25 protein-coding genes and 1 tRNA gene are annotated in these 24,845 nt (G+C 63.9%); 16 read left to right on the forward strand and 10 right to left on the reverse strand.

Translation table 11 applies throughout. The features are described from left to right. The first annotated feature begins 28 nt into the window (after window positions 1–28). Complete coding sequence (locus tag MAB_RS17670; RefSeq protein WP_005090511.1) at window positions 29–1,510, forward strand: FAD-dependent monooxygenase; 1,482 nt, start codon at window positions 29–31, stop codon at window positions 1,508–1,510. Here the strand turns inward: MAB_RS17670 and MAB_RS17675 are convergent. Then, window positions 1,489–1,989 carry a hypothetical protein gene (locus MAB_RS17675; RefSeq protein WP_005094216.1) on the reverse strand — a complete coding sequence of 167 codons (501 nt, stop codon included), beginning with the start codon at window positions 1,987–1,989 and terminating at the stop codon, window positions 1,489–1,491. The two genes, MAB_RS17670 and MAB_RS17675, sit on opposite strands and share 22 nt — an antisense overlap. A gap of 23 nt (window positions 1,990–2,012) precedes the next feature. On the opposite strand from MAB_RS17675, the gene hisN reads away from it, so the two are divergent. The 5 genes from hisN (at window position 2,013) to MAB_RS17700 (ending at window position 6,713) form a co-directional block, all read left to right on the forward strand. Then, entirely contained in the window at window positions 2,013–2,804 is a 792-nt protein-coding gene (gene hisN / locus MAB_RS17680; protein WP_005081049.1) for a histidinol-phosphatase, read from the forward strand. Between the two features lie 164 nt (window positions 2,805–2,968). After that, complete coding sequence (locus tag MAB_RS17685) at window positions 2,969–4,381, forward strand: acyl-CoA dehydrogenase family protein (RefSeq protein ID WP_005094221.1); 1,413 nt, start codon at window positions 2,969–2,971, stop codon at window positions 4,379–4,381. A gap of 42 nt (window positions 4,382–4,423) precedes the next feature. Further along, window positions 4,424–5,635 (forward strand): acyl-CoA dehydrogenase family protein, encoded by a 1,212-nt coding sequence (locus MAB_RS17690; RefSeq protein ID WP_005056417.1) that lies wholly within the window; start codon window positions 4,424–4,426, stop codon window positions 5,633–5,635. A 146-nt stretch (window positions 5,636–5,781) separates the two neighbouring features. Further along, on the forward strand, window positions 5,782–6,291 hold the full coding sequence (locus MAB_RS17695; protein WP_005094223.1) for a hypothetical protein: 510 nt from the start codon (window positions 5,782–5,784) through the stop codon (window positions 6,289–6,291). A 2-nt stretch (window positions 6,292–6,293) separates the two neighbouring features. Beyond that, entirely contained in the window at window positions 6,294–6,713 is a 420-nt protein-coding gene (locus MAB_RS17700; protein WP_005094225.1) for a TIGR03668 family PPOX class F420-dependent oxidoreductase, read from the forward strand. On the opposite strand, the gene MAB_RS17705 is transcribed toward MAB_RS17700, so the two are convergent. Beyond that, window positions 6,700–8,772, reverse strand: a complete 2,073-nt coding sequence (locus tag MAB_RS17705; protein ID WP_005094234.1) for an acyl-CoA synthetase — start codon at window positions 8,770–8,772, stop codon at window positions 6,700–6,702. The genes MAB_RS17700 and MAB_RS17705 overlap by 14 nt on opposite strands. A gap of 344 nt (window positions 8,773–9,116) precedes the next feature. Continuing rightward, a complete protein-coding gene (locus MAB_RS17710; protein ID WP_005077295.1) occupies window positions 9,117–9,413 on the reverse strand; it encodes a hypothetical protein in 297 nt (98 codons plus the stop codon). Window positions 9,414–9,434: 21 nt separating this feature from the next. Here MAB_RS17710 and MAB_RS17715 point away from each other — a divergent pair, with 21 nt between their 5' ends. Further along, window positions 9,435–9,911, forward strand: coding sequence for a Clp protease N-terminal domain-containing protein (locus tag MAB_RS17715; RefSeq protein ID WP_005114562.1), 477 nt, complete (start codon window positions 9,435–9,437; stop codon window positions 9,909–9,911). On the opposite strand, the gene MAB_RS17720 is transcribed toward MAB_RS17715, so the two are convergent. Continuing rightward, entirely contained in the window at window positions 9,908–10,756 is an 849-nt protein-coding gene (locus tag MAB_RS17720) for a hypothetical protein (protein WP_005116003.1), read from the reverse strand. The two genes, MAB_RS17715 and MAB_RS17720, sit on opposite strands and share 4 nt — an antisense overlap. 269 nt (window positions 10,757–11,025) lie before the next feature. Here MAB_RS17720 and MAB_RS17725 point away from each other — a divergent pair, with 269 nt between their 5' ends. Continuing rightward, a complete protein-coding gene (locus MAB_RS17725) occupies window positions 11,026–11,385 on the forward strand; it encodes an MmpS family transport accessory protein (RefSeq protein ID WP_005090522.1) in 360 nt (119 codons plus the stop codon). Window positions 11,386–11,407: 22 nt separating this feature from the next. Here the strand turns inward: MAB_RS17725 and MAB_RS17730 are convergent, their stop codons facing one another. Next, window positions 11,408–11,737, reverse strand: a complete 330-nt coding sequence (locus tag MAB_RS17730) for a cupin domain-containing protein (RefSeq protein ID WP_005094241.1) — start codon at window positions 11,735–11,737, stop codon at window positions 11,408–11,410. A 171-nt stretch (window positions 11,738–11,908) separates the two neighbouring features. Between MAB_RS17730 and MAB_RS17735 the strand changes: the two genes are divergently transcribed. From MAB_RS17735 to MAB_RS17745, 3 genes are all read left to right on the forward strand, one after another. Continuing rightward, on the forward strand, window positions 11,909–12,262 hold the full coding sequence (locus tag MAB_RS17735) for a heme-binding protein (protein WP_005056399.1): 354 nt from the start codon (window positions 11,909–11,911) through the stop codon (window positions 12,260–12,262). Between the two features lie 25 nt (window positions 12,263–12,287). Next, window positions 12,288–12,584 (forward strand): hypothetical protein, encoded by a 297-nt coding sequence (locus MAB_RS17740; protein ID WP_005094242.1) that lies wholly within the window; start codon window positions 12,288–12,290, stop codon window positions 12,582–12,584. A 107-nt stretch (window positions 12,585–12,691) separates the two neighbouring features. Continuing rightward, window positions 12,692–13,405 carry a DUF4241 domain-containing protein gene (locus MAB_RS17745; protein WP_005094243.1) on the forward strand — a complete coding sequence of 238 codons (714 nt, stop codon included), beginning with the start codon at window positions 12,692–12,694 and terminating at the stop codon, window positions 13,403–13,405. 192 nt (window positions 13,406–13,597) lie between these two features. On the opposite strand, the gene MAB_RS17750 is transcribed toward MAB_RS17745, so the two are convergent. The 3 genes from MAB_RS17750 to MAB_RS17760 all read right to left on the reverse strand — a co-directional run bounded on the left by MAB_RS17750 (window position 13,598) and on the right by MAB_RS17760 (window position 17,920). Further along, window positions 13,598–13,671: transfer RNA gene (locus MAB_RS17750), tRNA-Met, on the reverse strand. A 132-nt stretch (window positions 13,672–13,803) separates the two neighbouring features. Continuing rightward, window positions 13,804–16,770 carry a UPF0182 family protein gene (locus tag MAB_RS17755; RefSeq protein WP_005111845.1) on the reverse strand — a complete coding sequence of 989 codons (2,967 nt, stop codon included), beginning with the start codon at window positions 16,768–16,770 and terminating at the stop codon, window positions 13,804–13,806. 127 nt (window positions 16,771–16,897) lie between these two features. Further along, window positions 16,898–17,920 carry a YlbL family protein gene (locus tag MAB_RS17760; RefSeq protein WP_005081025.1) on the reverse strand — a complete coding sequence of 341 codons (1,023 nt, stop codon included), beginning with the start codon at window positions 17,918–17,920 and terminating at the stop codon, window positions 16,898–16,900. A 62-nt stretch (window positions 17,921–17,982) separates the two neighbouring features. Between MAB_RS17760 and MAB_RS17765 the strand changes: the two genes are divergently transcribed. The 5 genes from MAB_RS17765 to MAB_RS17785 all read left to right on the forward strand — a co-directional run bounded on the left by MAB_RS17765 (window position 17,983) and on the right by MAB_RS17785 (window position 23,620). Continuing rightward, window positions 17,983–18,399 (forward strand): thiol-disulfide oxidoreductase DCC family protein, encoded by a 417-nt coding sequence (locus MAB_RS17765; RefSeq protein WP_005111846.1) that lies wholly within the window; start codon window positions 17,983–17,985, stop codon window positions 18,397–18,399. Window positions 18,400–18,480: 81 nt separating this feature from the next. Next, window positions 18,481–19,842, forward strand: coding sequence for a zinc-dependent metalloprotease (locus MAB_RS17770; protein WP_005081023.1), 1,362 nt, complete (start codon window positions 18,481–18,483; stop codon window positions 19,840–19,842). A gap of 91 nt (window positions 19,843–19,933) precedes the next feature. Next, complete coding sequence (locus tag MAB_RS17775; RefSeq protein ID WP_005094249.1) at window positions 19,934–20,812, forward strand: hypothetical protein; 879 nt, start codon at window positions 19,934–19,936, stop codon at window positions 20,810–20,812. 49 nt (window positions 20,813–20,861) lie between these two features. Then, window positions 20,862–22,211: an ABC1 kinase family protein gene (locus MAB_RS17780; RefSeq protein ID WP_005111848.1), complete on the forward strand. Its 1,350-nt coding sequence runs from the start codon at window positions 20,862–20,864 to the stop codon at window positions 22,209–22,211. 56 nt (window positions 22,212–22,267) lie between these two features. Beyond that, window positions 22,268–23,620: an ABC1 kinase family protein gene (locus MAB_RS17785; protein WP_005111850.1), complete on the forward strand. Its 1,353-nt coding sequence runs from the start codon at window positions 22,268–22,270 to the stop codon at window positions 23,618–23,620. Window positions 23,621–23,629: 9 nt separating this feature from the next. Here MAB_RS17785 and MAB_RS17790 read toward each other — a convergent pair whose 3' ends face one another. Continuing rightward, window positions 23,630–24,028: a GlcG/HbpS family heme-binding protein gene (locus tag MAB_RS17790; RefSeq protein WP_005081016.1), complete on the reverse strand. Its 399-nt coding sequence runs from the start codon at window positions 24,026–24,028 to the stop codon at window positions 23,630–23,632. Then, window positions 24,021–24,797 carry an SDR family oxidoreductase gene (locus MAB_RS17795; protein ID WP_005081014.1) on the reverse strand — a complete coding sequence of 259 codons (777 nt, stop codon included), beginning with the start codon at window positions 24,795–24,797 and terminating at the stop codon, window positions 24,021–24,023. Before MAB_RS17795 ends, MAB_RS17790 begins: the two co-directional genes overlap by 8 nt. Between the last annotated feature and the right edge of the window lie 48 nt (window positions 24,798–24,845).

Below are 24,845 nucleotides of genomic sequence, written 5' to 3' on the forward strand. Positions count from 1 at the left end.
TACTTATTTTTCGGGTAGCGTCGTCCCCATGACCGAGCATGCGGTGGTTATTGCCGGAGGCGGGCCAACGGGACTGATGCTGGCCGGCGAGCTGGCGCTGGCGGGCGCCGATGTCGCGATCGTCGAGCGGCGCACCACGCACGAACTGGACGGCTCGCGCGCCGCCGGCATGACCTCACGCACCCTGGAAGTACTTGATCAACGGGGCATCCTCGACCGCTTCACACCCCAAGGATTCTCGGCACCGGTAGCGCATTTTTCCGCGCTGCTCTTGGACATGACGGATCAGCCGACGAGACACACCTTCGGGCTGGCGTTGTTGCAGTACCGCATTGAACGCACCCTGTCCGAATGGGTCGGCGAGCATGGAGTGCCCATCTATCGCGGTCGTGAGGTCACCGGATTCACCTCGTCCGATGACGCCGTTCGCGTCGAGCTCTCCGACGGTTCCACGCTACGGGCGCAGTATCTGGTTGGCTGCGACGGTGGACGCAGCCTGACGCGGAAGATCGCCGGGATCGACTTCCCCGGCTGGGATCCATCAACCAGCTGCCTGGTCGCCGATGTCCAGATGACCGAGGAGCCCGAATGGGGCATCCACCGACAGGGCGCGCTGCATTCCATCTTCAAATTCGAGGAAGACGGCCCGGTCCGGGTCTTGGTCACCGAGGCGCAACTCGGCCGAAGGGAGGAGCCGACACTGCGCGATCTCAGCGAGGCATTACTATCCGCGCGCGGCACTGACTACGGAATACACAGTCCCACATGGATTTCCCGATTCACCGACGTGACCCGGCAGGCCGCGACATACCGCAAGGGGCGAGTACTGCTTGCCGGTGACGCAGCCCATGTGCACTTCCCAATCGGCGGGCAAGGGCTGAACACCGGCATGCAGGACGCCGTGAACCTGGGCTGGAAGCTTGCCCAAGTCGTCAACGGGACATCACCGGAAAACTTGCTGGACACCTATCACGCCGAGCGTCACCCGGTGGCCGCACGAGTGCTCCACAACACCATGGCGCAAACAGCGTTGATCCGCCCGGGCGAGCGGGTTGATGCGTTGCGCGACATCATGTCTGACTTGTTGACCCTGGACATGCCGCGGCGCCGGATCGCGGCGATGATGAGCGGACTGGACATCCACTACGACTTGGGACCCGGACACCCCCTTCTCGGACGGCGGATGCCTGATCTCGAGGTGCGCACTGCGCAGGGGCCCCGTTGTGTCTTCACACTGCTGCGCGAAGGCCGTGGGGTGCTGCTAAACCTGGGTACACCCATCACCGGCGCCTCCGGCTGGTCGCATCGGGTCGATGTCGTCGAGGCCGAATACCTGGACGCCGAGGGCACTTTCGAGCTTCCGGTGATCGGGATGGTCGAGGCTCCGCATGCGGTGCTCATCCGGCCGGACGGCTACGTCGCCTGGGTCGGCAACGGCACAACTGCCGGGCTCAACGGCGCACTGCAGAGGTGGTTCGGGCCTCCCCGTTACAGCGGCGGCGGCTCGTAGTACCGCGGCGGCGGCTCATGCTTCTTGGCCGGATCCCCGGTTGAGGGCGGCCCTTCGACAGGTCCTGGCGGTGGGGGCGGTGGGGGCGGCGACGGGTCGATATTTTCCATGGGAGGGGGCCCACTCGGGTATTGCGGGGGCGTCGGGCCCGGCAACGGCGCCAGCAGTATGTTCCACCGGTCGGGATTCTTCGGTGGATACAGCACCGGGATCAGATCGCCGATGCGCGGCCAATCGTTGACATCGCGCACGATCTGCCGGTAGGTGATGTATTCGGCGACCGTCGGGCCATTGAGCGCACCCGTGATCGTGACCAGTTGCTCGCCGGTCACCCCTTCCGGACGGGGGCTGACTCCGGTCACCAACAGGGTTCCCTGCACCGCATTCATACCCGGTTGAGCTTGTCGGCCACGCCGCATCTGCATGATGAGGAGAGCGAGCGAGCCGCCGATCAGCAGTAGCACCAAGAATTCCCACACAGTGTCATGGTAGGACTGCACACATGACGCCCACCGTGTCCTTGCGTGAAGATCGTCGACTCGCACTCGAATTGGCCGACGCGGCCGACGAAATCACCACGTCCCGGTTCGGCGCCCTTGACCTTCGGGTGGATACCAAACCGGATCTCACTCCGGTGACCGACGCCGACACCTCGGTAGAAACCGTCCTGCGCTCGTTGCTGCATCGATCACGTCCGGCCGATTCGGTGCTGGGCGAGGAGTACGGCGGCGAGGCCACGTTCACGGGCCGGCAATGGGTCATCGATCCCATCGACGGCACCAAGAACTTCGCGCGCGGCGTCCCCATCTGGGCCACCCTCATCGCATTGCTCCAAGACGGCGTTCCCGTCGTCGGCGTTGTCAGCGCCCCGGCACTGTCTCGCCGGTGGTGGGCAGCCGAAGGCCTCGGCGCACATAGCCGCGTGGGATCCGAAGAGGAACGATCGATACATGTTTCCGCGGTCGATCAGCTGTCGTCGGCAAGTCTGTCGTTCTCCAGCCTGTCCGGCTGGGCGGACCGCGGGAAGCGCGACCGGTTCATCGATCTGACCGACGAGATCTGGCGCGTTCGCGGGTTCGGTGACTTCTTCTCCTACTGCTTGGTGGCAGAGGGGGCGGTCGATATCGCCGCAGAGCCCGAGGTCTCGCTGTGGGATCTGGCCCCGCTGGACATCCTCGTGCGCGAAGCGGGCGGCCGGTTCACAAATCTGGCCGGCGAGCCCGGCCCCCACGGCGGCAGTGCGGTGGCAACCAATGGGTTGCTGCACGAGGAGGTGCTCAAGGCCCTGTCCTAGCCGACTTCTCCCGCGTTACCCGCGAGCAGACGGATCAGCGGGTGTGACATGCGCCTCGTTTCCTGAGGATCTTACCGCTTAGTAAGATACGGTTCTTACTTCGGAGTAAGGTAACGACCAGATACTCCGGCAGAACCCCTTTGACCCCAGAAACGGCTGGTGACATGACCAACACGTTGACCCCGCGCGACGAGAAAAAGGCCGCCAAGAGCAAGAGCCTGGCGAAGCACGAGACCGGCGTCGGCCTCCAGAAGCACAAGCGTGGCGCGATCGACATCCTCATCGCGGTGCTGACCCCGATCGCGGGCTCTGAGCTGCTGGACAAGTACAACCTGCGCGGAGCCTTCAATAAGGGCATCTTCGAGAGCACGAAGGGCCTGTTCACCACCCTCGGCGTTGCCAACCGCACCTTCAAGAAGGTGACCGGCAGCAAGGGCGGACCCAAGCGCCTCGACAAGGCGAACGCCGACTACTTCGACCTCAACCCCGAGGACGAGCAGAAGATGATCGCCGACACGGTGAAGGAATTCGCCGTCGAGGTCATCCGCCCGGCCGCCTACGAGTCGGACAAGAACAAGACCTACCCCGCCGACCTGCTGGGTAAGGTCGCCGAGCTGGGCGTCACCGCCATCAACATCCCCGAGGATTTCGACGGCATCGCCTCGCAGCGCTCCACCGTCACCAACTCACTTGTCGCCGAGGCGCTTTCGTACGGTGACATGGGCCTGGCCCTGCCGATCCTGGCTCCCTCGGGTGTGGCCAGCGCGCTGACCAACTGGGGCAGTGCCGACCAGCAGGCCACCTACCTCAAGGAGTTCGCGGGCGAGAACGTGCCGCAGGCCTCGGTCGTGATCGCCGAGCCGCAGGCCCTCTTCGATCCGTTCAGCCTCAAGACCACGGCCACCCGCACCCCCAGCGGATTCCGCCTCAACGGCACCAAGTCGCTGGTCCCGGCCGCCGCGCAGGCCGAGCTGTTCATTGTGGCCGCCAACTACAACGGCCGCCCGACGCTGTTCATCGTCGAGTCCGGCACCGAGGGCATCACCGTCGAGGAGGACCCGAGCATGGGCATCCGCGGCGCGGCACTGGGCCGGTTGAACCTCAACAATGTCGCGGTTCCCGCCGCCAACATCCTCGGCGAAGAAGAAGGCAGCGACACGGCGCTCGCTAACTACTCCGAAGCCGTTGCCCTCGCCCGGCTGGGTTGGGCATCGCTCGCGGTCGGCACCGGCCAGGCCGTGCTCGACTACGTGATCCCCTACGTGAAGCAGCGTGAGGCGTTCGGTGAGCCCATCGCCCGCCGCCAGGCCGTTGCCTTCATGTGTGCCAACATCGCGATCGAGCTCGACGGCCTGCGCCTGGTCACCCTCCGCGGCGCCTCGCGCGCCGAGCAGGGCCTGCCCTTCGTCCGCGAGGCCGCACTGGCCCGCAAGCTGGCCACCGACAAGGGCATGCAGATCGGCCTGGACGGTGTGCAGCTGCTCGGCGGCCACGGCTTCACCAAGGAGCACCCGGTGGAGCGCTGGTACCGCAACCTGCGCGCCATCGGTGTCGCCGAAGGCGTCGTTGTCCTGTAGCCATCCACTCCCCGGTCTTATCTACTAAACGAAAGTCTTTCCATGGCAATCAATTTGGAACTCCCCAAGAAGTTGCAGGCCATCGTCGAGAAGGGGCATCAGGGCGCTGCGGAGCTGGTGCGGCCCATCTCTCGCAAGTATGACCTGGCCGAGCACGCCTACCCCGTCGAACTGGAGACCCTGGAGACGCTATTCGCGGGCGTCACCGCGGCCGGCACCTTCGCCTTCGCCGGCGCCGAGGCCTTCCGCGCCGAAGAGAACACCGCTAAGCAAAACGTCAACGGCGCCAACATGTCCGCGCTGCTCAATGCCCTCGAAATGAGCTGGGGCGATGTCGGTCTGCTGCTGACGGTGCCCTACCAGGGCCTGGGCAACGCCGCCGTATCGAGCGTCACCAGCAAGGAAGACGGTGACCGCTTCGGCAAGATCTGGGCGGCCATGGCCATCACCGAGCCCGGCTTCGGCTCGGACTCGGCAGCCGTCTCGACCACCGCCAAGCTCGACGGTGACGAGTACGTCATCAACGGCGAAAAGATCTTCGTCACCGCCGGCTCCCGCGCCACCCACATCGTGGTCTGGGCGACGCTGGACAAGACCAAGGGCCGCCCCGCCATCAAGTCCTTCCTGGTGCCGCGTGAACACCCTGGCGTGACGATCGAGCGCCTCGAAGAGAAGCTGGGCATCAAGGCCTCGGACACCGCCGTCATCCGCTTCGACAACGCCCGGATCCCCAAGGATTACATCCTGTCCGATCCGGAGATCAACACCGAAAAGGGTTTCGGCGGTGTGATGAGCACCTTCGACAACACCCGCCCGATCGTGGCCGCCATGGCCGTGGGTGTCTCCCGGGCCTCGCTGGAGGAGCTGCGCAAGATCCTCGAGGACGCAGGCATCGAGATCTCCTATGACCGGCCGGCGCATGCGCAGCACGCGGCTGCTGCCGAGTTCCTGCGGATGGAGGCCGACTGGGAGTCGTCGTACCTGCTGACGCTGCGTAGCGCATGGCAGGCCGACAACAACGTGCCCAACTCGATGGAGGCCTCGATGGCCAAGGCCAAAGCCGGCCGCGTCGGCAGCGACATCACCCTCAAGGCCGTCGAGATGGCCGGAACCACCGGCTATTCCGAGCGCACCCTGTTGGAGAAGTGGGGCCGCGACTCCAAGATCCTGGACATCTTCGAGGGCACCCAGCAGATTCAGCAGCTGGTGGTGGCGCGCCGCCTGCTGGGGCTGAGCTCCGCAGAACTCAAGTGACGCACTGATCAAGATCCATTGCGGCCCTTCCGGGGAACTCTCCGGAGGGGCCGCACCCTTTTCGTCGAGCCCATTGAGCACGAAGCAACAAATACAGCTAAGCTGCCGTTTCGATCGATGCAGCGCATCACTTCAAGGGAGGACATATGTGGGTTCGGTCCGGTCTGCTCACTCGGCTTGTGCTGGCGAGCTGTGCCCTCGTTCCGCTCGGAGCCGGCGTTCCGGTTGCCAATGCGGATGAGTCGACCTGTGCCGCCATTGATCAGATGTCGAAGGTGGTGGACGACCCGGCCAACAACGGCCCGGTTGTCACCGAGGCCCTGATGTATCTACGTGCCGATAATCCCGCCTACTCGGGCCTGGACCGTCAGGTCGAGGTCATCAGCGAGGCACGAGACATGTGGGGACGCAACAACGACGCCGTGCGAGCCAATCTGGACGGTGTCACCGAGCCGGGCGCGCGCCAGCAGCTCACCGCCTACGCCGACGGCCTCAGCGGCGCCTACGACCTGGCGGGAGCGTGGCTGGCGGCCACCCCCGAGGTGCGCTCCTCCCCCGAGATCATCGATCGCGGGGGCGCGGTCGGCGGCCTATTGTTCGACGGTACCAACAACTTCCACGTGCTGGCGAACATCTGCAACGGAGGCCGGCGCTAGGCGTGCGCCTGGAACCCGCCGACGCACGCGACCGCTTCCGGGCGGCGGCGGTGGCACGGTTGGCGACGGTCAACAAATCCGGTGCACCGCACCTGGTTCCGGTTACCTTTGCCGTCGACGGCGACGTGATCTGCTGGGCAGTAGATCACAAGCCCAAGTCACGCAATGACTTACAGCGTGTGCGAAACATCGCCGCGAATCCCGCGGTGAGCTTTCTGGCAGATCATTACGACGAAGAGTGGACCACATTGTGGTGGGTCCGCGCCGACGGCTTCGCACACATTCTCGACACTCCCGATCCGAGATGGATCGCGTTGCTGGCCAACAAATACCGTCAGTATCGCCAGGCTCCGCCGTCCGGCCCCATGGTGTTAACCCGCGTCGCCCGCTGGAGCGGGTGGGCGGCAGCTACTGGGGCCTGACCCCGTCACGCTCGCAGTCCGCGAGCAGCAACCGCTTGATGACCTTGCCGGTAGAGGTGCGCGGCAGTGCTTCGACGAAATACACGTCACGCGGCACATGGAACTTGCTGAGTCGGTTTTTGATGAAGGCGCGCACCATGTCTCCGTCGAGACCCGCGTCCTTGTTCAGCACGACGAATGCAGAGAGCCGCTGACCGAAACTATCGTCGGAGGTCCCAACAACCGCGACGTCGGATACCTGCGGCAGGAAGGCCAACGCGTCTTCCACCGGCCTGGGAAACACGTTTTCGCCACCGGAGATGATCATCTCGTCGTCGCGGCCGTCGATGTACAGACGTCCGTCGGCATCCAGATGGCCCAGGTCGCCGGTATCGAGCAGACCATTTACCGACGCCGGTGACGGGTCCGCCACGTACCCCTCGAACAACATCTCGTTACCCACGAAGATCCGGCCCGTGACACCACGCGGCACCGGGCGCCGATCGGCGTCGAGAATCGCGATGGTGGTACCCAGCGGCGGACGGCCCACGGTGGTGGGTGCTATCGCAAGGTCTTCCGGATCGGCGATGGTGGCCCAGGAAACCTCGGTGGATCCGTAGAAGTTATAGAGCACCTCCCCAAATGCCTCGGTAAACCGTTGTACCAGTGAGGCGTTCAGCGGTGAACCACTGCACGCGACCAGCCGCAGGCTCGAAGTGTCGTACTTCTGCCGTACCTTGGCGGGCAGGTCGACGATGCGCTGCAACATGACGGGCACGGCGATCATCGTGGTCACCTTGCGCGTGGCGATGGCACGCAGGCACTCCTCTGGGTCGAACTTCTCCTGCAGTATCACCGTGGCTCGCAGGGGTGTGCTGATCTGGAGGCAGCCCAGCCCCCAGGCATGGAAGATGGGGGCCGAGATGAGCATGGTCTCGTTCATCTTCATCGGCATCCGCGAAAGCATCGCCGCGATCACGGCGAACCCGCGCGGCGTGGGCCGCAACGCGCCTTTGGGCGTCCCAGAGGTTCCAGACGTTTGCACCACCTGATGGCCGGGGCGGGTGGGTGGCAACACTCCGGGCTTGTCGGCTACCACGAAGTCATCCAGCCCCCGGCGCCCATTGATGGCACTGCGCCGACCGGTGCTGACGAGTTCGACCTCCCACGGCACATACCTGACGAGCTCGTCGAGGTCGTCGTCGACGAATACCTTGGTAAGACCGTTGCGGGCTACAGCAATCTGAATCTGAGTTGCTGCGAGTGCGTTGTTGAGCAGCATCACGTCCACACCGAGCATGCCGAAGGCAATCAGACACTCGACCATGGCAATGTTGTTGCGGGCCAGCAGGCCGATTTTCGACGTCTCAGTGATGCCGGCGCGCATCAAACCGGTGGCCAGCCCCTCGGCGCGACGATCAAGTTGCTCGAAGGTCAGTTGCCCGGCATCGTCGGCAATCGCGAGTTGCTTGGGGGCACGCGCCGCCGCAGCCGCATAACCACCCTGCAGGGTGAATCCCCACCTCGCCAGTGAACTCAACTGGCGAAGTCCGCGGTCGGGGCGCGGGATGCGCACCACACCCACGCTCACCATCAGCTTGGCGATGCTGACTTGAAGATTTCCGTTGTCACCCGAGTTGGACACGGTGGAAGTAGGCGCGCCGGACAGGTAGTCATCGATTCTGTCCAGCCCATCCATCAACCATTGGTTGACGGCCGCACTCGGCTTCTTGATTCCCGCGGGCAGAACCGATGCCGCCCGCAACACCGTGATTCGGACGCGGGTCTGCGCGGACCGCTCCTCGAACAAACGCACGGAGATCAGTCCGTCGTTGTCGACGCCCTCGATCGCGAGGCTCTCCTTGGTGTTGCTGAGAATCAGCCGAACACGCGCCTTGACTTTGGCCGACAACACCACATATTCGGGGTCGGGCCCGGCCTCGGTGCTCTCGATCAGAGTCTCGCAGGAACCGACGCCGGTAAAAAACATCGGGTACATGTCAGGTGAGCTGATCAGCTCCCACACCAACCCGCGTGGGTGCCTGAGCAACTTGTCGCAACTAATTACATCAGCGACCATAATGGTAGTCCTACCTGGGGTTTTCGGTCATGCACCGCGCGAGCGTACCCGATGACACGGATCACTGCCCAGGATCTAATGTGGCTCTTGTCACTGGCGTGATCAGATAGCCGAGAACAGCCCGGACGAGTTGCCCGCAACCTTGACAGGGCACCGCTGAGTGGCAAATCTTCCGCCGCCGGGCACAGCTACCGAGCCATGTCACCGAGACAGGATCTCGGCGTGTGATGAAACCGACCACCGCGGGCACGAGTGGCGCCACGGCAAACGGGATCCCCGCCTATTAGCTTTGCGCCCAGGATAATTGGGGCAATCGGAACGGTGGGGAGCCCACCGGTTGATCCCTAGATGTGAGGGGCTTCGCGAATCTTGCTGTTGTCGTTCCCCAGCGTCTTGCAGTACATCGTGACCGCAGTCCTGGTCGCCGAGATCTCCAGGTTCGACGCGTCGCGCCCGCGCTCGTCCTTGACCATCTTGCTCACCGCATCGTTCTGCTTCTGTTCCTCGGCGGCGATAAAGTCCTTGCACTTGGTGTCGCCGCCCAGATTGACGACACCCGAGCAGCCCGCCAGCAGCGCGACTGCCGCGAAACCTGTTCCAGCCAACACCTTCAGAGCGGTCATGCCGTGACAGTAGCTCATCGCCGCATCCGCTCGGGCAAGATGTACGTCGAGGCGGCGATAGGGAGGGTCATGTTCCATCTGTTCAACGAGCGCTCTCGGCAGGTCATCGTGATCGCACAGGAAGAAGCGCGCGAACGGCAGCACAACTACCTCGGAGCAGAGCACCTCCTGTTGGGTCTGGTGGGCGAAGGGACCGGGCTCGGCGCCCGTCTGCTTGCCACCGCGGGCGTCCGGTTCGAAAACGGGGCACGGGTGATTCAGCAACTCGTCCCGCTGGGCCAGGAACCACCCGCAGAGAAGATGTCGTTCACGCCAGGCGCGCAACGCACACTTGAACTGGCCGTGACCGCCTCGGAGAGCAGGCGGCACACGGAGATCTGCACCGGGCACCTACTTCTGGGCCTCGTCGACGCCGCGGATCCCACCATCATCCAGATATGGGAGCGGCTCAGCGTCGATGTTCTCGACCTGTGGGACAACGTCCGGGCACACCTGGACGAGAACCTCGGCGACTAGGTGCGCACAGGTCGCGACTGCGCGATGCTTCGTTCGCCGGCGCTCGCGGCCCGTCGCAGCGCCCCGTATTCACCGATATACCCAGCCACACTGCCCACCGCGGGCAGCATGCCCAGGTACCGGAAGATCGGCTTGGGTTGTGGGCGTTTTTCCAGCTCGTCGCCGATCGCCCGCAGAATGCCCGCGAGGTGCCACAGCGTGCGGGCCAGTGCGAACGGCGACCAATTGCGCGGCGTCTCCGGGGCCTGATCGTCGGCGCCCACCAGCGCCTCATCGCCGAGCGTGCGATTGCACAACACCTTCGCCAACAGGCGGACCTGCTCGCGATGATCGTTGATTCCTAGCTCACGGGCGATGGCGACCAGCACGATGGCCTGGTTGGAGAAACCGAGGAGGTCCTGCACCGGCAGCCGCGCCGCGAGCGCGCCGAAAATCCCTGGGAAGGCTACGAATACAGTGTTGACCGCACCGACGCGCTGCACCCACCAATGAGTCTTCCCCCGGGTGTCCAGCTTGTCCCACGCCTTTGTGCCCGGAGTGGTAGCGGTATTCAGCGCGCAGGCCAGAGCGTCCAGCGCCTTGTCGACAACACCTTCTCCGGCGCCCAGTTCGTAGGTGCGTTCCTTGAGGCCGAATGGGTCGGACTGCGCCAGCACCGTAAGCACAGGGTTGATCACCCGGACTGCCCGGCTCAGGGCGTCGGCGATATCGGCGTCGGACAGCACGGCAGTAGGCAGCGAGATGAGACCCATGAACAAATCATCGCCCAGCCGCCGGCAGAGCGCGAGGGCACGCACGGTGCACACCGATCCGGCGGACTTCACGCGCTCCACTGTCGACTTCACAACCCGCCCCCGACTCGCGGCCAAACTCCGTGAAGGGCCGCAACCGGGCATCGGCTGGCGCCTTTGCTTCCACATTCGTGAACACGGCGTTCGGAAATGCGGCCAGGCGTGGCCCGTGGTCACGACGAGGAGGGATTCCGCACCAGAAGATCCACCAAAACACCACGAAGAGAGGCTGATTCGACGTACCGTTTGCCCAGCACAACAAGAAAAAAGGATGGGCAATGAAGCTCACGGTTTCGATCCAACAGAGTTGCGAGGGCTGACCGATGGCACTCACAGCAACTCTGATGACCGCTTGCACCGCCGCCGTCGGTGCCACTGCATTCGGCGCTTCACTCGCCATCACCCCACAGCCCCCGGACACTGTCCTCTACGTCATCAGCTCGGATCGGCCGATCACGGCGATCACCTGGAGAGACAGTCTTGGCCACATGCGCGATCAGCCGGTTGACGGCGCCCAGCGCACTTGGACCTGGACCTTTACCAGCGACGTGGCGAACCCGCCGTACTTCGTCAGCGCTCAATCCGCTGGCGCCACCGTGACGTGCCGCTTGATCGTCAACGGCAAGGTCAAGGTCGAGGACACCACCACCGGCCACGCCTCGACGGCCACCTGCCACGGCTAGATCGCGGCGCTAGCCGTCAGTGCTAGCCACGGCGCTTGGCCACGGTGAGCAGGACCGCCGAGTCGGTCAGAGCCTGCAGCGAGTGTCGGGCATCGGGAATCTCGATCAGATCACCCGCACGACCGTCCCAATGTTCGGCGCCTGCCACCAGACGCACCGAACCTCGGATGACGTAGATGGTGGCCTCGCCCGGGCTCTCGTGCTCACCCAGTTCGGCGCCTTCACGCAGGGCAATCACCGTCTGGCGCAGTATCCGTTCATGCCCGCCGACAACCGTGTCCGCGGCGTTGTGGCCGTTGTCGGCACGCTCGAACAGCTGACGTATCACTGCGTCGATCGAGCGTTTCTGCATCACTCCATTTCATGCCCCGGCGGCAGGCCCGTCAACCCTCCCGAACAACGCAGTCCGGGCTGTCCGATCGGCACCCTGCCGCGCACTGCCATACCCTGGCACCGTATGGCAATGTGGCCAACAGCGATGTAAACCAAATGCAGGGTCTGTTACTCACGAATAGGAGTCGGCATGTCGTCCATACCAGGATTTGTGACCTATACAGGGATTGCCCTCGCTGCCCTGGGTGTGTCCACCTTTGGTGCGCCGTTGGCCGCGGCGGAAGACCCGCCCAACTGCACACCGGCAGATCTGCTGGGCGTGACCTCCGGTGTGGCGGCCTCCGAATCGGTCTACCTGCACACACACCCCGAGGTGAATGATTTCTTCAACGGCTTCAAGGGCAAATCGAGAAGCGAAATACGTTCGGCGATTGACGGATACATGGCCGCCAACCCCGACGTTAAGGCAGACCTCGACGGCATCCGCCAGCCGGTGACCGACTTCAAGGAACGTTGCGGTGTCGCGGTAAGTCCCATCAATTGAATTTAGGAAGTGGGGTGCAATCCCAATGAGCACACAGTCCGCCTTCGCGCGGTTACTGATATTCGCCTTCCTGGGTGTGACCGCCGCCGTTGGTGTGGACCTTATGGACGGCACAAACATCCAGGGCGGCAAGGAGCCTGCCGTCACCTACAGCGCGGACCCCTGGGACGACGAGGTCGAGTTCCTCACCGGAAACGACGCGATGAACATCTACACGCCGGACTCCCGACAGATCAACGGTCAGCCGCAGAACATCGGCGGTGCCCGCAACAGCAACGGGATCGGAAAATCCTGCAACAACCCTGGGGTGCGGTGCCGGTAGCTTCGACCTAATCGCCTCACGGGCACGGGCCAGAGACTGAATTGTCTCTGGCCCGTGATGATTGGGGGCTTCGGCCTATGTCACGATTACCGACGAATCAAAGGATTGTGGAGGCCGAGGACATCACCTACCTCGGTGCGAGCAGTGGAGGGGCCCGGCCGATGTCTCTTGTTGACCCATCCCGGTTCGCGCCCTGGCACTGCCCACCTCCCCTGTTCCGGAACGTCGAGCTGGGTCGGGTCGAGGTTTCCTCTGGCCGGCTGGCGATTCGGGACGTCTACGACCGCGATCATCCACAAGTAGTTCTGAACGTGGCACCCGGAAACTACCGCGTGTGGTCCACCGAGCTCGATCTGCGGACAAACCCCAGGGGCCCGTTGTTTCGGCCGGCGTATCTCTCGATCCAACTCTCTGACGCGCCGCCTAGACGAATCGACTTCCCCGAAGACCTGTATGGAACACCTGCTCCCCCATACGGAATCGGTGTCTCGACCGACCTAGGCATGATTCTGCTCCACGACGCCGAAGCGCTCTCCCCTCATGAGTTCGAGGCTTTGGACCGCAGCTGGGAGCGTGCGTGGGAAAGCGATCGGGACTATTCGGATGTCTATACCGCGAGCGGTGCCACGGTCATCACCTGTAAAACGGTGATCGACAAGGCCCGTCACCCGATTGTGGCCAGTTACGATGCCAAGAACCAGCCCGTCGGAATCCACGTCGACTTCGGTGTGCTCGGTGCTTCCCAAGCCGCACTGCGGAATTCGCGCGGTCGTCTCCGGCGTTGGGGCGCCGCCGCCGGACGGTTGTTGCGCCGCAAGTAGAGCGGGCTCAGCCTCGGCACGGATATCGGCGATCACAAGCGGACCGGACGCGGGCGCCGACGCACGATGCCGCATCTCCAGTCCGCATCAGGGAGCACACCCCGGTGCCCTGTCTGCTCCGAGTGAGCCGCCTCAGGTCCAAAAAATGACGTAGGCCAGAGACTGACAGTAGTCTCCGGCCTACGTACCTAGTAGCGGGGACAGGATTTGAACCTGCGACCTCTGGGTTATGAGCCCAGCGAGCTACCGAGCTGCTCCACCCCGCGGCGGTGAACACGAGGTTACCGGGCGCAGTGCGCTAGCGCCAAATCGTTTACCTGGCCTGCATGTTCTCGGCGCCCGGCGGTGGCTTTGTCCCTGCCACTTGCGCTTTCACACGGTGGCAGGGACCGGCCCTTCTACCTCGCTTGTGTGAACTTCGTCATGGCGTCGTCCAGCCCCTTGAGGGCCTGCCCGTACCGCGCGAAGTCTCCGCTCTTCTGAGCTTCCTTCACCTCGCCAATGGCCCGCTGAACCTCCTGCAGCGCCGCTGCCTTCGCCGAGGACAGCTCGGCGGACCCTGTGGGCGGTGGCGTCACCGGCGGCACCACGGGGACGTTCTGGCCACCCGGGGGAGCCGGCGGCATGGCGCCGGGCTCCACAGCCGGAGCGGTCGCCGTCGCACCCGCACCGGGGCCGAACACCATGTCGAGCGCGTCCCTGACGGTGGTCGCATAGCCGACCTTGCCGTTGTAGTACATGCCCACCCGGATCAGGCGCGGGTACGAGGACTGATCGCCCTGACCCGGCGATGCATACAGCGGTTCGACGAACAGTAGCCCGCCGTTGGCCACCGGCAGCGTCAACAAGTTGCCCCATTTGAGGATGTTCTGGTTCTTGATGATGCCGACATGCGAGGACACCTGGTTGTCGGTGGTGATCGCGTTGTTCACCAGCTTGGGTCCCTGTACGGTCCCCGGCACGGTGAGCACCGTGATCTTGCCGTAGGTCTCGGGGTCTGAGCTGGCGCTGACGTAAGCGGCCAGGAAGTCACGCTGGAACCTGTTGAGCGCGCTGGTCAACTGGAACGACGCGGAATTATCGTTCTTCGTAATGTCCTTCGCCACAATGTAGTACGGCGGCTGCGACCCGGTAGGTGCGTTCGGATCATCAGGCACCTGCCAGAAATCACTGGTCGAGAAGAACGTCACCGGATCGTTGACGTGATAGCGGGCCAACAACGTCCGCTGCACCTTGAACAGATCCTCCGGGTAGCGCAGGTGGCGCTTGAGGTCATCCGAGATATCGGCCTTGGGCTTCACCGTTCCCGGGAAGATCTTCATCCATGCCTTGAGCACGGGGTCCTTCTCGTCCTGCTGATACAGGGTCACCGTGCCGTCATAGGCATCCACCGTCGCCTTCACCGAGTTCCTGATGTACGAGACCTGCTGGTTGGGCAGCGCTCCCCCGGTCCTGCCGACCTGGCTGTCAAAAGTGGCTTCCGACAACGACGTCTGCTGCGAATACGGGTAGTTGTCCAGCGTGGTATAGCCGTCGACAATCCACACCAGCCGCTTGTCGACGATCGCCGGATAGGTGCCACTGTCGACGGTGAGCCACGGAGCCACCGCTTCCACCCGACGACTCGGGTCACGGTTGAACAGGATCTTGCTGTTATCCCCAATCACGTTGGAGAACAGGAAGTTCCGTTCGGCGTATTTAAGACCGAAGACCGTGCGCGCCAGCGCACCGCCAACGGGAACACCGCCACTGCCGGTGTAGGTGCTGTTCTTGGTCCCGGCATTGTTCTCGTAGTCGTACTCACGATCATTGCCGTTCTTTCCGACGATCGCGTAGTCGTTGGTGTCGCTGGCGATGATCGGGCCGTAGTAGACGCGGGGCTGAGCCAGCGGCGCCGGGCCGTCGGAGAGCACCTTGCCGTTGTCGTCGACGGCGTTCACCAAGAACTCTGGGTAACCGCCGTTCTCGTCCGGCTTGTCGGCCACTCCCCGGACGGTGTTGGCCGGAGCCGCGATGAATCCGTTGCCGTGGGTGTACACGGTGTGCCGGTTGATCCAGTCCCGCTGGTTGTCACGAAGTTTCGCCGGATCCAGCTCGCGCGCCGCGACCACATAGTCGCGCAGCGATCCGTTCTTGTCCTGATAGCGGTCGATCGACAACGCATCCGGGAAGGCGTAGAAGTTCTTACCCTGCTGCAGCTGAGTAAAGGCCGGGCTGATGATGTTCGGATCCAGCACCCGGATATTGGCGATCGTGGACCGGTCGGCCGCGACCTGCTTGGCCAACTGCTGGCTGCCTGCGGGCGACGAGGCCGTGCCGCTGTAGTCGCGGTAGGTCACCACGTCATCGGTCAGACCGTACGCGTCCCGCGTCGCCTTGATGCTGCGCGCGATGTACTCGCTCTCCTTCTGCGCCGCATTGGGTTTGACACTGAACTGCTCAACGATGAGCGGCCACCCGGCACCGACCACCAGCGATGACAGCAGCAACAGTGCCAGGCCGATCGCGGGAATCCGCAGATCCTTCAACACCAGCGCCGAGAACACGGCGACCGCGCAGATCACGGCGATGGCCAGCAGGATCAGCTTGGCCGGCAGCACCGCGTTGATGTCGGTGTAGCCGGCACCGGTGAACGGCTTACCGGCACGCGTGTGCGACAGCAACTCGTAGCGGTCGAGCCAGTACGCGGCCACCTTGAGTAGCACCAGGATTCCGGCGAAGGTAATCAGCTGGATGCGGGCGGGACGCGACAGGGTTCCAGAGCGCCCGGAAAGCCGGATGCCGCCAAAGATGTAGTGCACCAAGCCGTTGACGATCAGCGCGATAGACGCCGCGATGAACAGGTAGGTCAACACGAAGCGGTAGAACGGCAAGTCGAAGGCGAAGAAGCCGAGGTCCAATCCGAACTGCGGATCCTTGATACCGAAGTCCCCGCCTTCCAGGAACAGCTGCACAGGCATCCAATAGCTTTGGGCCACAACACCGGCCAGTACGCCGATAAGTATGGGAACACCGATGAGGAAGAGCCGCACCCGCGACAGAATCAGCGCCCGGTACTGCGCCAGCGCGTCACCCGGCCCCTTGGCGGGCACGAACACGGGGCGAGCACGGTACGCCAACCCGAAGCCGGCGAAAACCACGGCAGCGACCAGTGTTCCAACGATCAAGAACAGCGCGAGACGAGTCAGCAGCACGGTGGTGAACACACCGCGGAAGCCGAGCTCACCAAACCACAGCCAGTTGATGTAGGTGTCGACCAGGCGCGGCCCGATCAACAACAACACCACAATCACCAACGACGCGGCGACCAGTCGCCGGCTCCGTCGGGTCAATCGTGGCAGAGCCCCATTTGGCCGCATTCCCACGTCGCTACGCTCCTCGTCGAGTGTTACTGAGAGTGTCGAACCGCTCAATATTCGCTATAGAAAACCCAGGCCCCACTGTAGCCGCAGAAGGGCCGGACCTGTCCTGCATCGATGGTGGTGAGATTCGCTAACAACTGGGCGGTTGTTCACCGCGGTTGAGGGCATTAAGTCCATCCACCGCCTCGGTCAAGGTGCCCACCTTGACCAGAGTGAGCCCCTGCCCACCATCGGTCTTCGCCTCGGCACAGTTGGCCGCGGGCACCAGAAATACCGTCGCTCCAGCGTCTTTGGCGGCAAACATCTTGTGCGTGATACCACCGATGGGCCCCACCTTGCCCTCGGCGTCGATGGTTCCCGTTCCGGCGACGAACTTTCCACCATCCAATTCGCCGGGTGTCAGCTTGTCGATCACGGCGAGGCTGAACATCAAACCGGCGGAAGGCCCGCCGATATTGGCCAGGTTGAAGTCGATGGTGAACGGCGCCCACGGCGCCTGTACCACGCCGACCCCCAGGAATCCGTAGTCACGATCCCCGTTCTTGCCGAGCGTGATTTTCACCGTTCCGTTGGGTGCGTTCTTTCGCTTGTAATCAAGCATCACCTCGTCGCCCGGCTTCGTCAGCTTGAGCTGTCCGGTGAATTCGTCCAACGTCGCCACCGGATGACCGTTAACCGCCGTGATCGCGTCGTTCTGCTGCAGCTTGCCCTTGGAGGGCCCGTCGTCGCTGATGGTGAGAACGGTGACCGCGGCGGGGTACTTGAGATATCCGAGCGCCGCGAACTCCGCGCTCTCCTCCGACTTCTTGAACTCGAGGTCGTTCTCCTTGTCCACCTGATCCTTGGACCGATCCGGCGGGTACACCACATCCCGCGGCACCAGCTGCTCGCTGCCACTTGCCCACAACCGCAACGCATCGGCCAAGGTCAGGCCGTCGCGCTGCGAAACGGTCGTCATGTTGAGGTGACCGGAGACCGGGTCGACCTTGGTGCCCTTGATGTCGACCACTTCCTTGCCCTCGACCTGCCCGAGGGTGTTGAAGGTGGGGCCCGGCCCCAGGGATACGAACGGCACGGTGATCACCGACATCAACAACCCGAAGACGACAATCGGGATCAGCGCGACCAGCAACGTCGCAACGCGGCGATTCATGCCTGCACCTTATGGCAACCGGCGATCGGCACCCCGCCGGTAGGCTCCGAGGCGGAGGTTCGATGAACGAGCAAGCCCCTGTCCTGCTGTACGACGGCGTATGCGCGCTGTGCAACGGGGCGGTCAAGAAGATCCTGCGTGACGACAAGGTTGGGTCGATGCGGTTCGCCGCGCTGGACAGCGAGTACGGCACCCAGGTGATCGATCGGCACCCCGAACTCGCCGGGGTCGATTCCTTCGTGATCGTCGACAACCCGGGCGGGCCGGACGAACGCACACACATCCGATCCGATGCCGTGCTCCGCGTCATCGATTATCTAGGCGGCGCGCGACGGGCCTCCCTCATAGGGCGCCTGGTCCCGCGCCCGATCCGTGACTCGCTGTATCGGCTCGTGGCACGCACCCGGTATCGCGTGTTCGGCCGCTACGACACCTGCCCGGTGCCGCCTCCCGAGGTCCGGGCGCGCTTCCTGGCCTAAATCAGGCAAAAGTGAGTGGCGTTCTCTCCGATTACGCCGTCAGCGTGATCCGGCCGCCGCTACCAGCGGTACCGTGGAGATATGGCCGACCTACCCTTTGGATTCGCTGCTGGCGACGACCCCGACCGTGAACGGGGCGACGCCGGACGCGGCTCGTCGGGCTCCGGTTCGTCGGGCGCGGACCCCTTCGGCTTCGGATCTGGTGGATTCAATCCCGCCGACCTGGGCCAGATCTTCACGCAACTGGGCCAGATGTTCAGCGGTGCGGCCGCCGGCGCGGCCAGTGGCCAGCCCGCGGGCCCGGTGAACTACGACATCGCCCGGCAACTGGCCTCAAGTTCAATCGGTTTCGTTGCCCCCATCACCGCGAGCACCACATCGGCGATCACCGACGCGGTGCACCTGGCCGATACCTGGCTCGACGGCGCTACCTCGTTGCCTGCCGGTGCCACCCGCACCGCGGCCTGGACCGCGACGGACTGGGTGGACAACACCTTGGAAAACTGGAAGCGGCTCGTCGACCCTGTCGCCGAACAGATCTCAGGCATGTGGGCGGCAAACCTCCCCGAGGAGGCTCAGAGCATGGCCGGCCCGCTGCTGGGCATGATGACTCAGATGGGCGGCATGGCCTTCGGCTCTCAGCTCGGCCAGGCCCTCGGTCAGCTATCCCGAGAGGTGTTGACCTCCACAGACATTGGGCTGCCATTGGGCCCCAAGGGCACCGCCGCCCTGATGCCTGCCGCAATCGAGACATTCTCGGAGGGCCTGGAACAGTCCAAGGGCGAGATCATGACCTTCCTGGCTGCCCGCGAAGCCGCACACCATCGGCTGTTCAGCGGCGTGGGCTGGCTGACCATCCGGCTGATGGACACCGTCGAGCAGTATGCCAAGGGTATCTCCATCGATATGAGCGCCATCGAAGAGGCCGCACGCGGATTCAACCCCGCCGCGATGGGCGACCCATCAGAGATGGAACAGATTCTGTCCCAAGGTATTTTCGAACCGAAAACCACACCGCAGCAGGAACAGGCCCTGGAGCGGCTGGAAACCCTGCTGGCTCTGGTCGAGGGCTGGGTGCAGACCGTGGTGACCGACGCGCTCGGCGAGCGCATCCCGGCGACTGCGGCCCTCAGCGAGACATTGCGCCGGCGCCGCGCCACCGGCGGCCCGGCCGAACAGACCTTCGCGACCCTGGTGGGGTTGGAGCTGCGCCCGCGCAAGCTGCGCGAGGCGGCGGACCTGTGGCGCAGGCTGACCGATGCCGTCGGCGTCGACAAGCGCGACGCGGTCTGGGCCCACCCCGACCTGATGCCCGATGCCAGCGATCTGGACAACCCGGCGGCATTCATCGATCGCATCATCGGCGGCGACACCGATGCCGTCGATGACCCGATCGCACAGATCCAGAAGCTCGATCCCGGCACTCCCCCGACAGAGGACTGAAGAAACTCCCCGCGCGACCATTCATCGCTGGTCAGCACCTGAATCGGGCTGTGGATAAACGGCATTCGGCCGCCCGTCAGGCACGCGGGGCATGCCACAGTGGGTCATGTCCAGCGAGCCGACGTTCACCCTCGACCCGGCTCGTCCCGTGCTGCCCCGCCCCGACGACGGCATCCAGATCGGTTGGACGCCCCGTCACGCGGTGGTGGTGCACACCGGCTCGGCCGCGCCCACTCACGCGGTGCGACAGCTGCTCAGCTCCTTGAGCGATGAGCTCAGCTGGGAACAGATCGTCAACCTGCGGTGTGCCAAGGACTTTCGTGATCCCGATGACATCCGTTCACTTCTTGAGGAATTGGTTGCCGCAGGCGCCGTCATCCGCCGCATCAGGCCCACCAACCCAGCCTCACCGGTGATCAGGCTCGTCGGCCGCGGCCCGCTGTCCGACGCCCTCGCCGAAGCACTGCGACATACCTCGGCACGCATCCAGCACACGACACATTCGGTCCACGGAAAGTCCTGGCAGCACGTGGATTTGGCGGTATTGGCCGATGACCTGATCGCCGATACCCGCTTGCTGCGCATGCTGGCCGACGCCGAGGTGCCGCATCTGTCCGTCCGCGCCCGCGACGGCACCGGCCTCATCGGGCCCATGGTGCTGCCCGGCATCACCAGTTGCCTGGAATGCGCCGACCGTCACCGGCACGACCGTGACGAACAGTGGCCCGCGGTCGCGGCTCAGCTCACCGGAACCGTCGGCGTCGCCGCGCCGGCCACTGTACTGGGCACCGTGGCGGTGGCTCTGGCACAGATCGACCGGGTGTTGTCGGCGATGCGCGGACAGCCGCCCGGCCCACTCGCGACGCTCAACGCGACGCTCGAACTCGATCTGGCCACCCACGCGCTGACCGCCCGGCATTGGACCGCCCATCCCCTATGCCCCTGTGGCGCTTACTTTGCCGGAAATTGACGAAGCACCACTTTTTGTTAACTTCATCACGAGCGGGCATGATGTGCGCATGGCAGAGATTCGTCGTGGCCGCGCCGCGCGCGCCGCAAAACTCGCATCGCTTCCGGCCGGTATTGCCGGTCGCGCCGCACTCGGTGTCGGGAAACGCCTGGCCGGGAAGTCCAAGGACGAAGTCAACGCCGAACTCGTGGAGAAAGCCGCCGAACAGCTCTTCCAGGTACTCGGCGAACTCAAGGGCGCGGCCATGAAGATTGGCCAAATGCTCTCGGTGATGGAAGCAGCCATCCCACCCGAATTCGGCGAGCCCTACCGCGAGGCCCTGACCAAGCTGCAAAGCGACGCCCCACCGCTGCCCGCGGACAAGGTCCACCGCGTCCTGGATGCCCAGTTGGGCACGAAGTGGCGTGAACGCTTCCAATCCTTCGACGACAAGCCCGTCGCCTCGGCCAGCATCGGCCAGGTACACAAGGCCGTCTGGAAAGACGGACGCGTTGTCGCCGTCAAGGTGCAATACCCGGGCGCCGACGAGGCCGTCCGTTCGGACCTCAAGACCATTCAGCGCCTCTCGTCATTGTTCAAGCAGGTGGCACCCGGTGCCGATATCAAGGGCATCGTTGACGAGCTCATCGAACGCACCGAGGAAGAACTCGACTACCGCATCGAAGCCACCAACCAACGAGCCTTCGCCAAGGCCTTCAAAGGCGATCCCGAGTTCTACGTGCCCTCGGTAATCGCGTCCTCACCGAAGGTGATCATCACCGAGTGGTTGCAGGGCCGGAAGCTCTCGGAGATCATCGCCAGCGGTACCGAGGAAGAGCGCAGCAGATGCGCCCACCTGCTGCTGGAGTTCAGCATCAGCTCCCCGTACCGCTGCGGACTGCTGCACGCCGACACCCACCCCGGCAATTTCATGCTGTTGGAGGACGGCCGGTTCGGTGTCATGGACTTCGGCGCCTGCGCATCGCATGAGGGTGGGTTGCCCGCGGGCTTCGGGCCGATCCTGCGTCTGGCCCGCGACGAGAAATGGGAAGAGCTGACCGAGGTCCTCCGTTCGGAGGGCTTCATCCCGCCCAGCGCCACCTCGGTATCCCATGAGGAGGTCAACTCCTACCTCGAGCCGTACATCGAGCCGCTCAACTACGACACCTTCCACTTCAGCCGCAAGTGGTTACAACGGCTCACCGCCAAGGCCACCGATTTCCGCAGTGAAGAGTTCCTGGAGTCGTTCAAGACCAGCCGGCAGATGAATCTGCCGCCGAACTATCTGATGTTCTTCCGGGTCCTCGGCGGCCTGATCGGTATCGCCGCACAGCTCGATGCCCCCGTGGACTACGCGGCCATCATCGACAAATGGGTTCCCGGCTTCCACGAGGACAGCAAGGCCCCAGCCGCCACCTAGCCCAAGAGGAAAACCTGCGTTGTCAGAATCATCCGGGCCCCGGCATGATGTAACTCATGGCTGAGATTCGTCGTGGCCGCGCCGCGCGCGCCGCAAAACTCGCATCGCTTCCGGCCGGTATTGCCGGTCGTGCCGCGCTCGGTGTCGGGAAACGGCTGACCGGTAAGTCCAAGGACGAGGTCAACGCCGAGATGATGGAGAAGGCGGCCGAACAGCTGTTCCAGGTGCTCGGCGAGCTCAAGGGCGCGGCCATGAAACTGGGCCAGGCGCTGTCGGTGTTCGAAGCCGCCATTCCCCCGGCCTTCGCCGAACCCTTCCGCGAGGCCCTGACCAAGCTGCAAAGCGACGCCCCACCGCTGCCCGCGGACAAGGTCCATCGGGTCCTCGACGCGCAGCTCGGCACCAAATGGCGTGAACGCTTCCAGTCCTTCGACGACAAGCCGGTCGCCTCGGCCAGCATCGGGCAAGTGCACCGCGCCGTGTGGAGCGATGGGCGCGTGGTCGCCGTCAAGGTGCAATACCCGGGCGCCGACGAGGCGGTGCGCTCGGACTTGAAGACCATGCAGCGGCTCTCGTCATTGTTCAAGCAGATCGTGCCCGGCGCAGACGTCAAAAGCATCATCGATGAGCTGATCGAGCGCACCGAGGAAGAACTCGACTACCGCATCGAAGCCACCAACCAACGAGCCTTCGCCAAGGCCTTCAAAGGCGACCCGGAGTTCTACGTGTCACCGGTTGTGGCCTCGGCCCCCAAGGTCGTCATCAGTGAATGGATGCAGGGCCGGAAGCTCTCCGAAATCATCGGCAGTGGGACCGAAGACGAGCGCAATGAGTGCGGACGCCTGCTCCTTAAGTTCACCGTCAGCTCCCCCTATCGCTGCGGACTGCTACACGCAGACACCCACCCTGGAAACTTCATGCTGCTGCCCGACGGACGCCTCGGCGTCATGGACTTCGGCGCCTGCGCCACCCACGAGGGTGGATTCCCGCCCAACCTGGGGCCCATCTGGCGGCTGGAACGTGACGGAATGTGGGATGAACTGATCCCTCTCATGCGTGCGGAAGGATTCATCCCGCCGCACACCGAGGTGTCCCCCGAGGAGATCGACGAGTACCTCAAGCCATTCATCGATCCGCTCAAATCCGATGAGTTCCACTTCACCCGGAAATGGATGCAGCGGGTGGCTGCCAAATCCAGCGATGTGCGCGGCGCCCAGTTCCAGACGGGCCGGCATCTGGACCTGCCTCCCGTCTACCTGATGATGTTCCGGGTGCTGGGCAGCCTGTCCGGCATTCTGGCCCAACTCGACGCGACAATCCCCTATGCGCGAATCATCGGCGACTGGGTTCCCGGCTTCCGCGAGGATGAAGACCGAATGCCCGTGGCTCCCGGGGGCATTCGGTCTTAACTGCACCCGCTAGGCGCTCGCCAAGCGAGCGAGTTCGGCGTCCTGTTCGGGCGATCCACCGGAAGCTCCGAGCCCGCCGATCAACGCGCCGGCTTGGTCGAACAGCGGAACTCCGCCGCCGACCAGGAGTAGTCCGCCGGCATGGATGTGATCGAAATGTAGTGCGGGCTGGCCCAATTGCAGTGGTGCGGCCAGGCCCTCAGTAGGAGCTTGGAACATCACCGAAGTGCGCGCCTTGGCGATGGCCAGTTCGTTGGAGGCCAGCCAAGCTCCATCCATGCGTGCGAAGGCGACTAGATTGGCGCCGCTGTCCAGGATCGCGAAAACCGCTTTCATTCCGGCCTTCTCCGCGGCCGCGAGGCCGCGGGCCACCAGCTGGTTCGCGTGCTCCAAGGTGATATCAGGCATTTTGCGTCCACTCAGTTTCCTGCCAGCCCTTAGCGACGTCGATCGTGGCCAGCGGGCGCATGGTGCGGTAGAGGTGCTCGTCGGCGGGGATGATCTCGACCATCGCATCGATCATTTCCTGCGGATCGAACTGATCGGCGAGCGTGTCTCCGAACGAAGGCATGGGCACCACGGCACGTTCGGGGTCGTACCACTGCACGTGGCTCTCGGCACCCGTGTCGTTGAAGCCGGTACCGAACAAACCGGGATTCACGGTGGCGACCTTGACGCCATGCGGTTCCAGCTCGGCCTTCATCGAACCCGCGATCGCTTCGATGGCGTGTTTGGTGGCGCAGTACACCCCGACGAACGGAATGACCAGGATTCCGCCCATGGAAGACGTCCACACCACTTTGCCTGATTTGCGTGCGACCATTTTCGGAACAATGCCCTGTGCCAGCTGAATGTGTCCAAAGACGTTGATATCGAACGATTCCCGAACACGCGCCAGTGGGATATCGATGATCGAACCGCTTTCCATCACCCCTGCGTTGAGCACCAGTACGTCAGGGTCGTAGCCGGCGGCGTGCGCGATGTCGATCTCATCGAGCAGGTTGAGCTTGATGACCTCCAGGTCGACACCCGCCTCAGCGGCATCAGCGCGCAGGGTGCGTACCTGTGGCCAGGTCTCCGCGGTGGCAACCACCTGGTGCCCACGGCGTGCGAGTTCGATGGCAGCCCCTCGGCCAAACCCAGAACTTGCACCGGTGATCAGGATCTTCTTCGACATGCATTTCCCTTCAGAGGTATCAGAAGTGCCCCTTGACGACACCGAGCT

The sequence above is a fragment of the Mycobacteroides abscessus ATCC 19977 genome (assembly GCF_000069185.1).
Lineage (GTDB): Bacteria > Actinomycetota > Actinomycetes > Mycobacteriales > Mycobacteriaceae > Mycobacterium > Mycobacterium abscessus.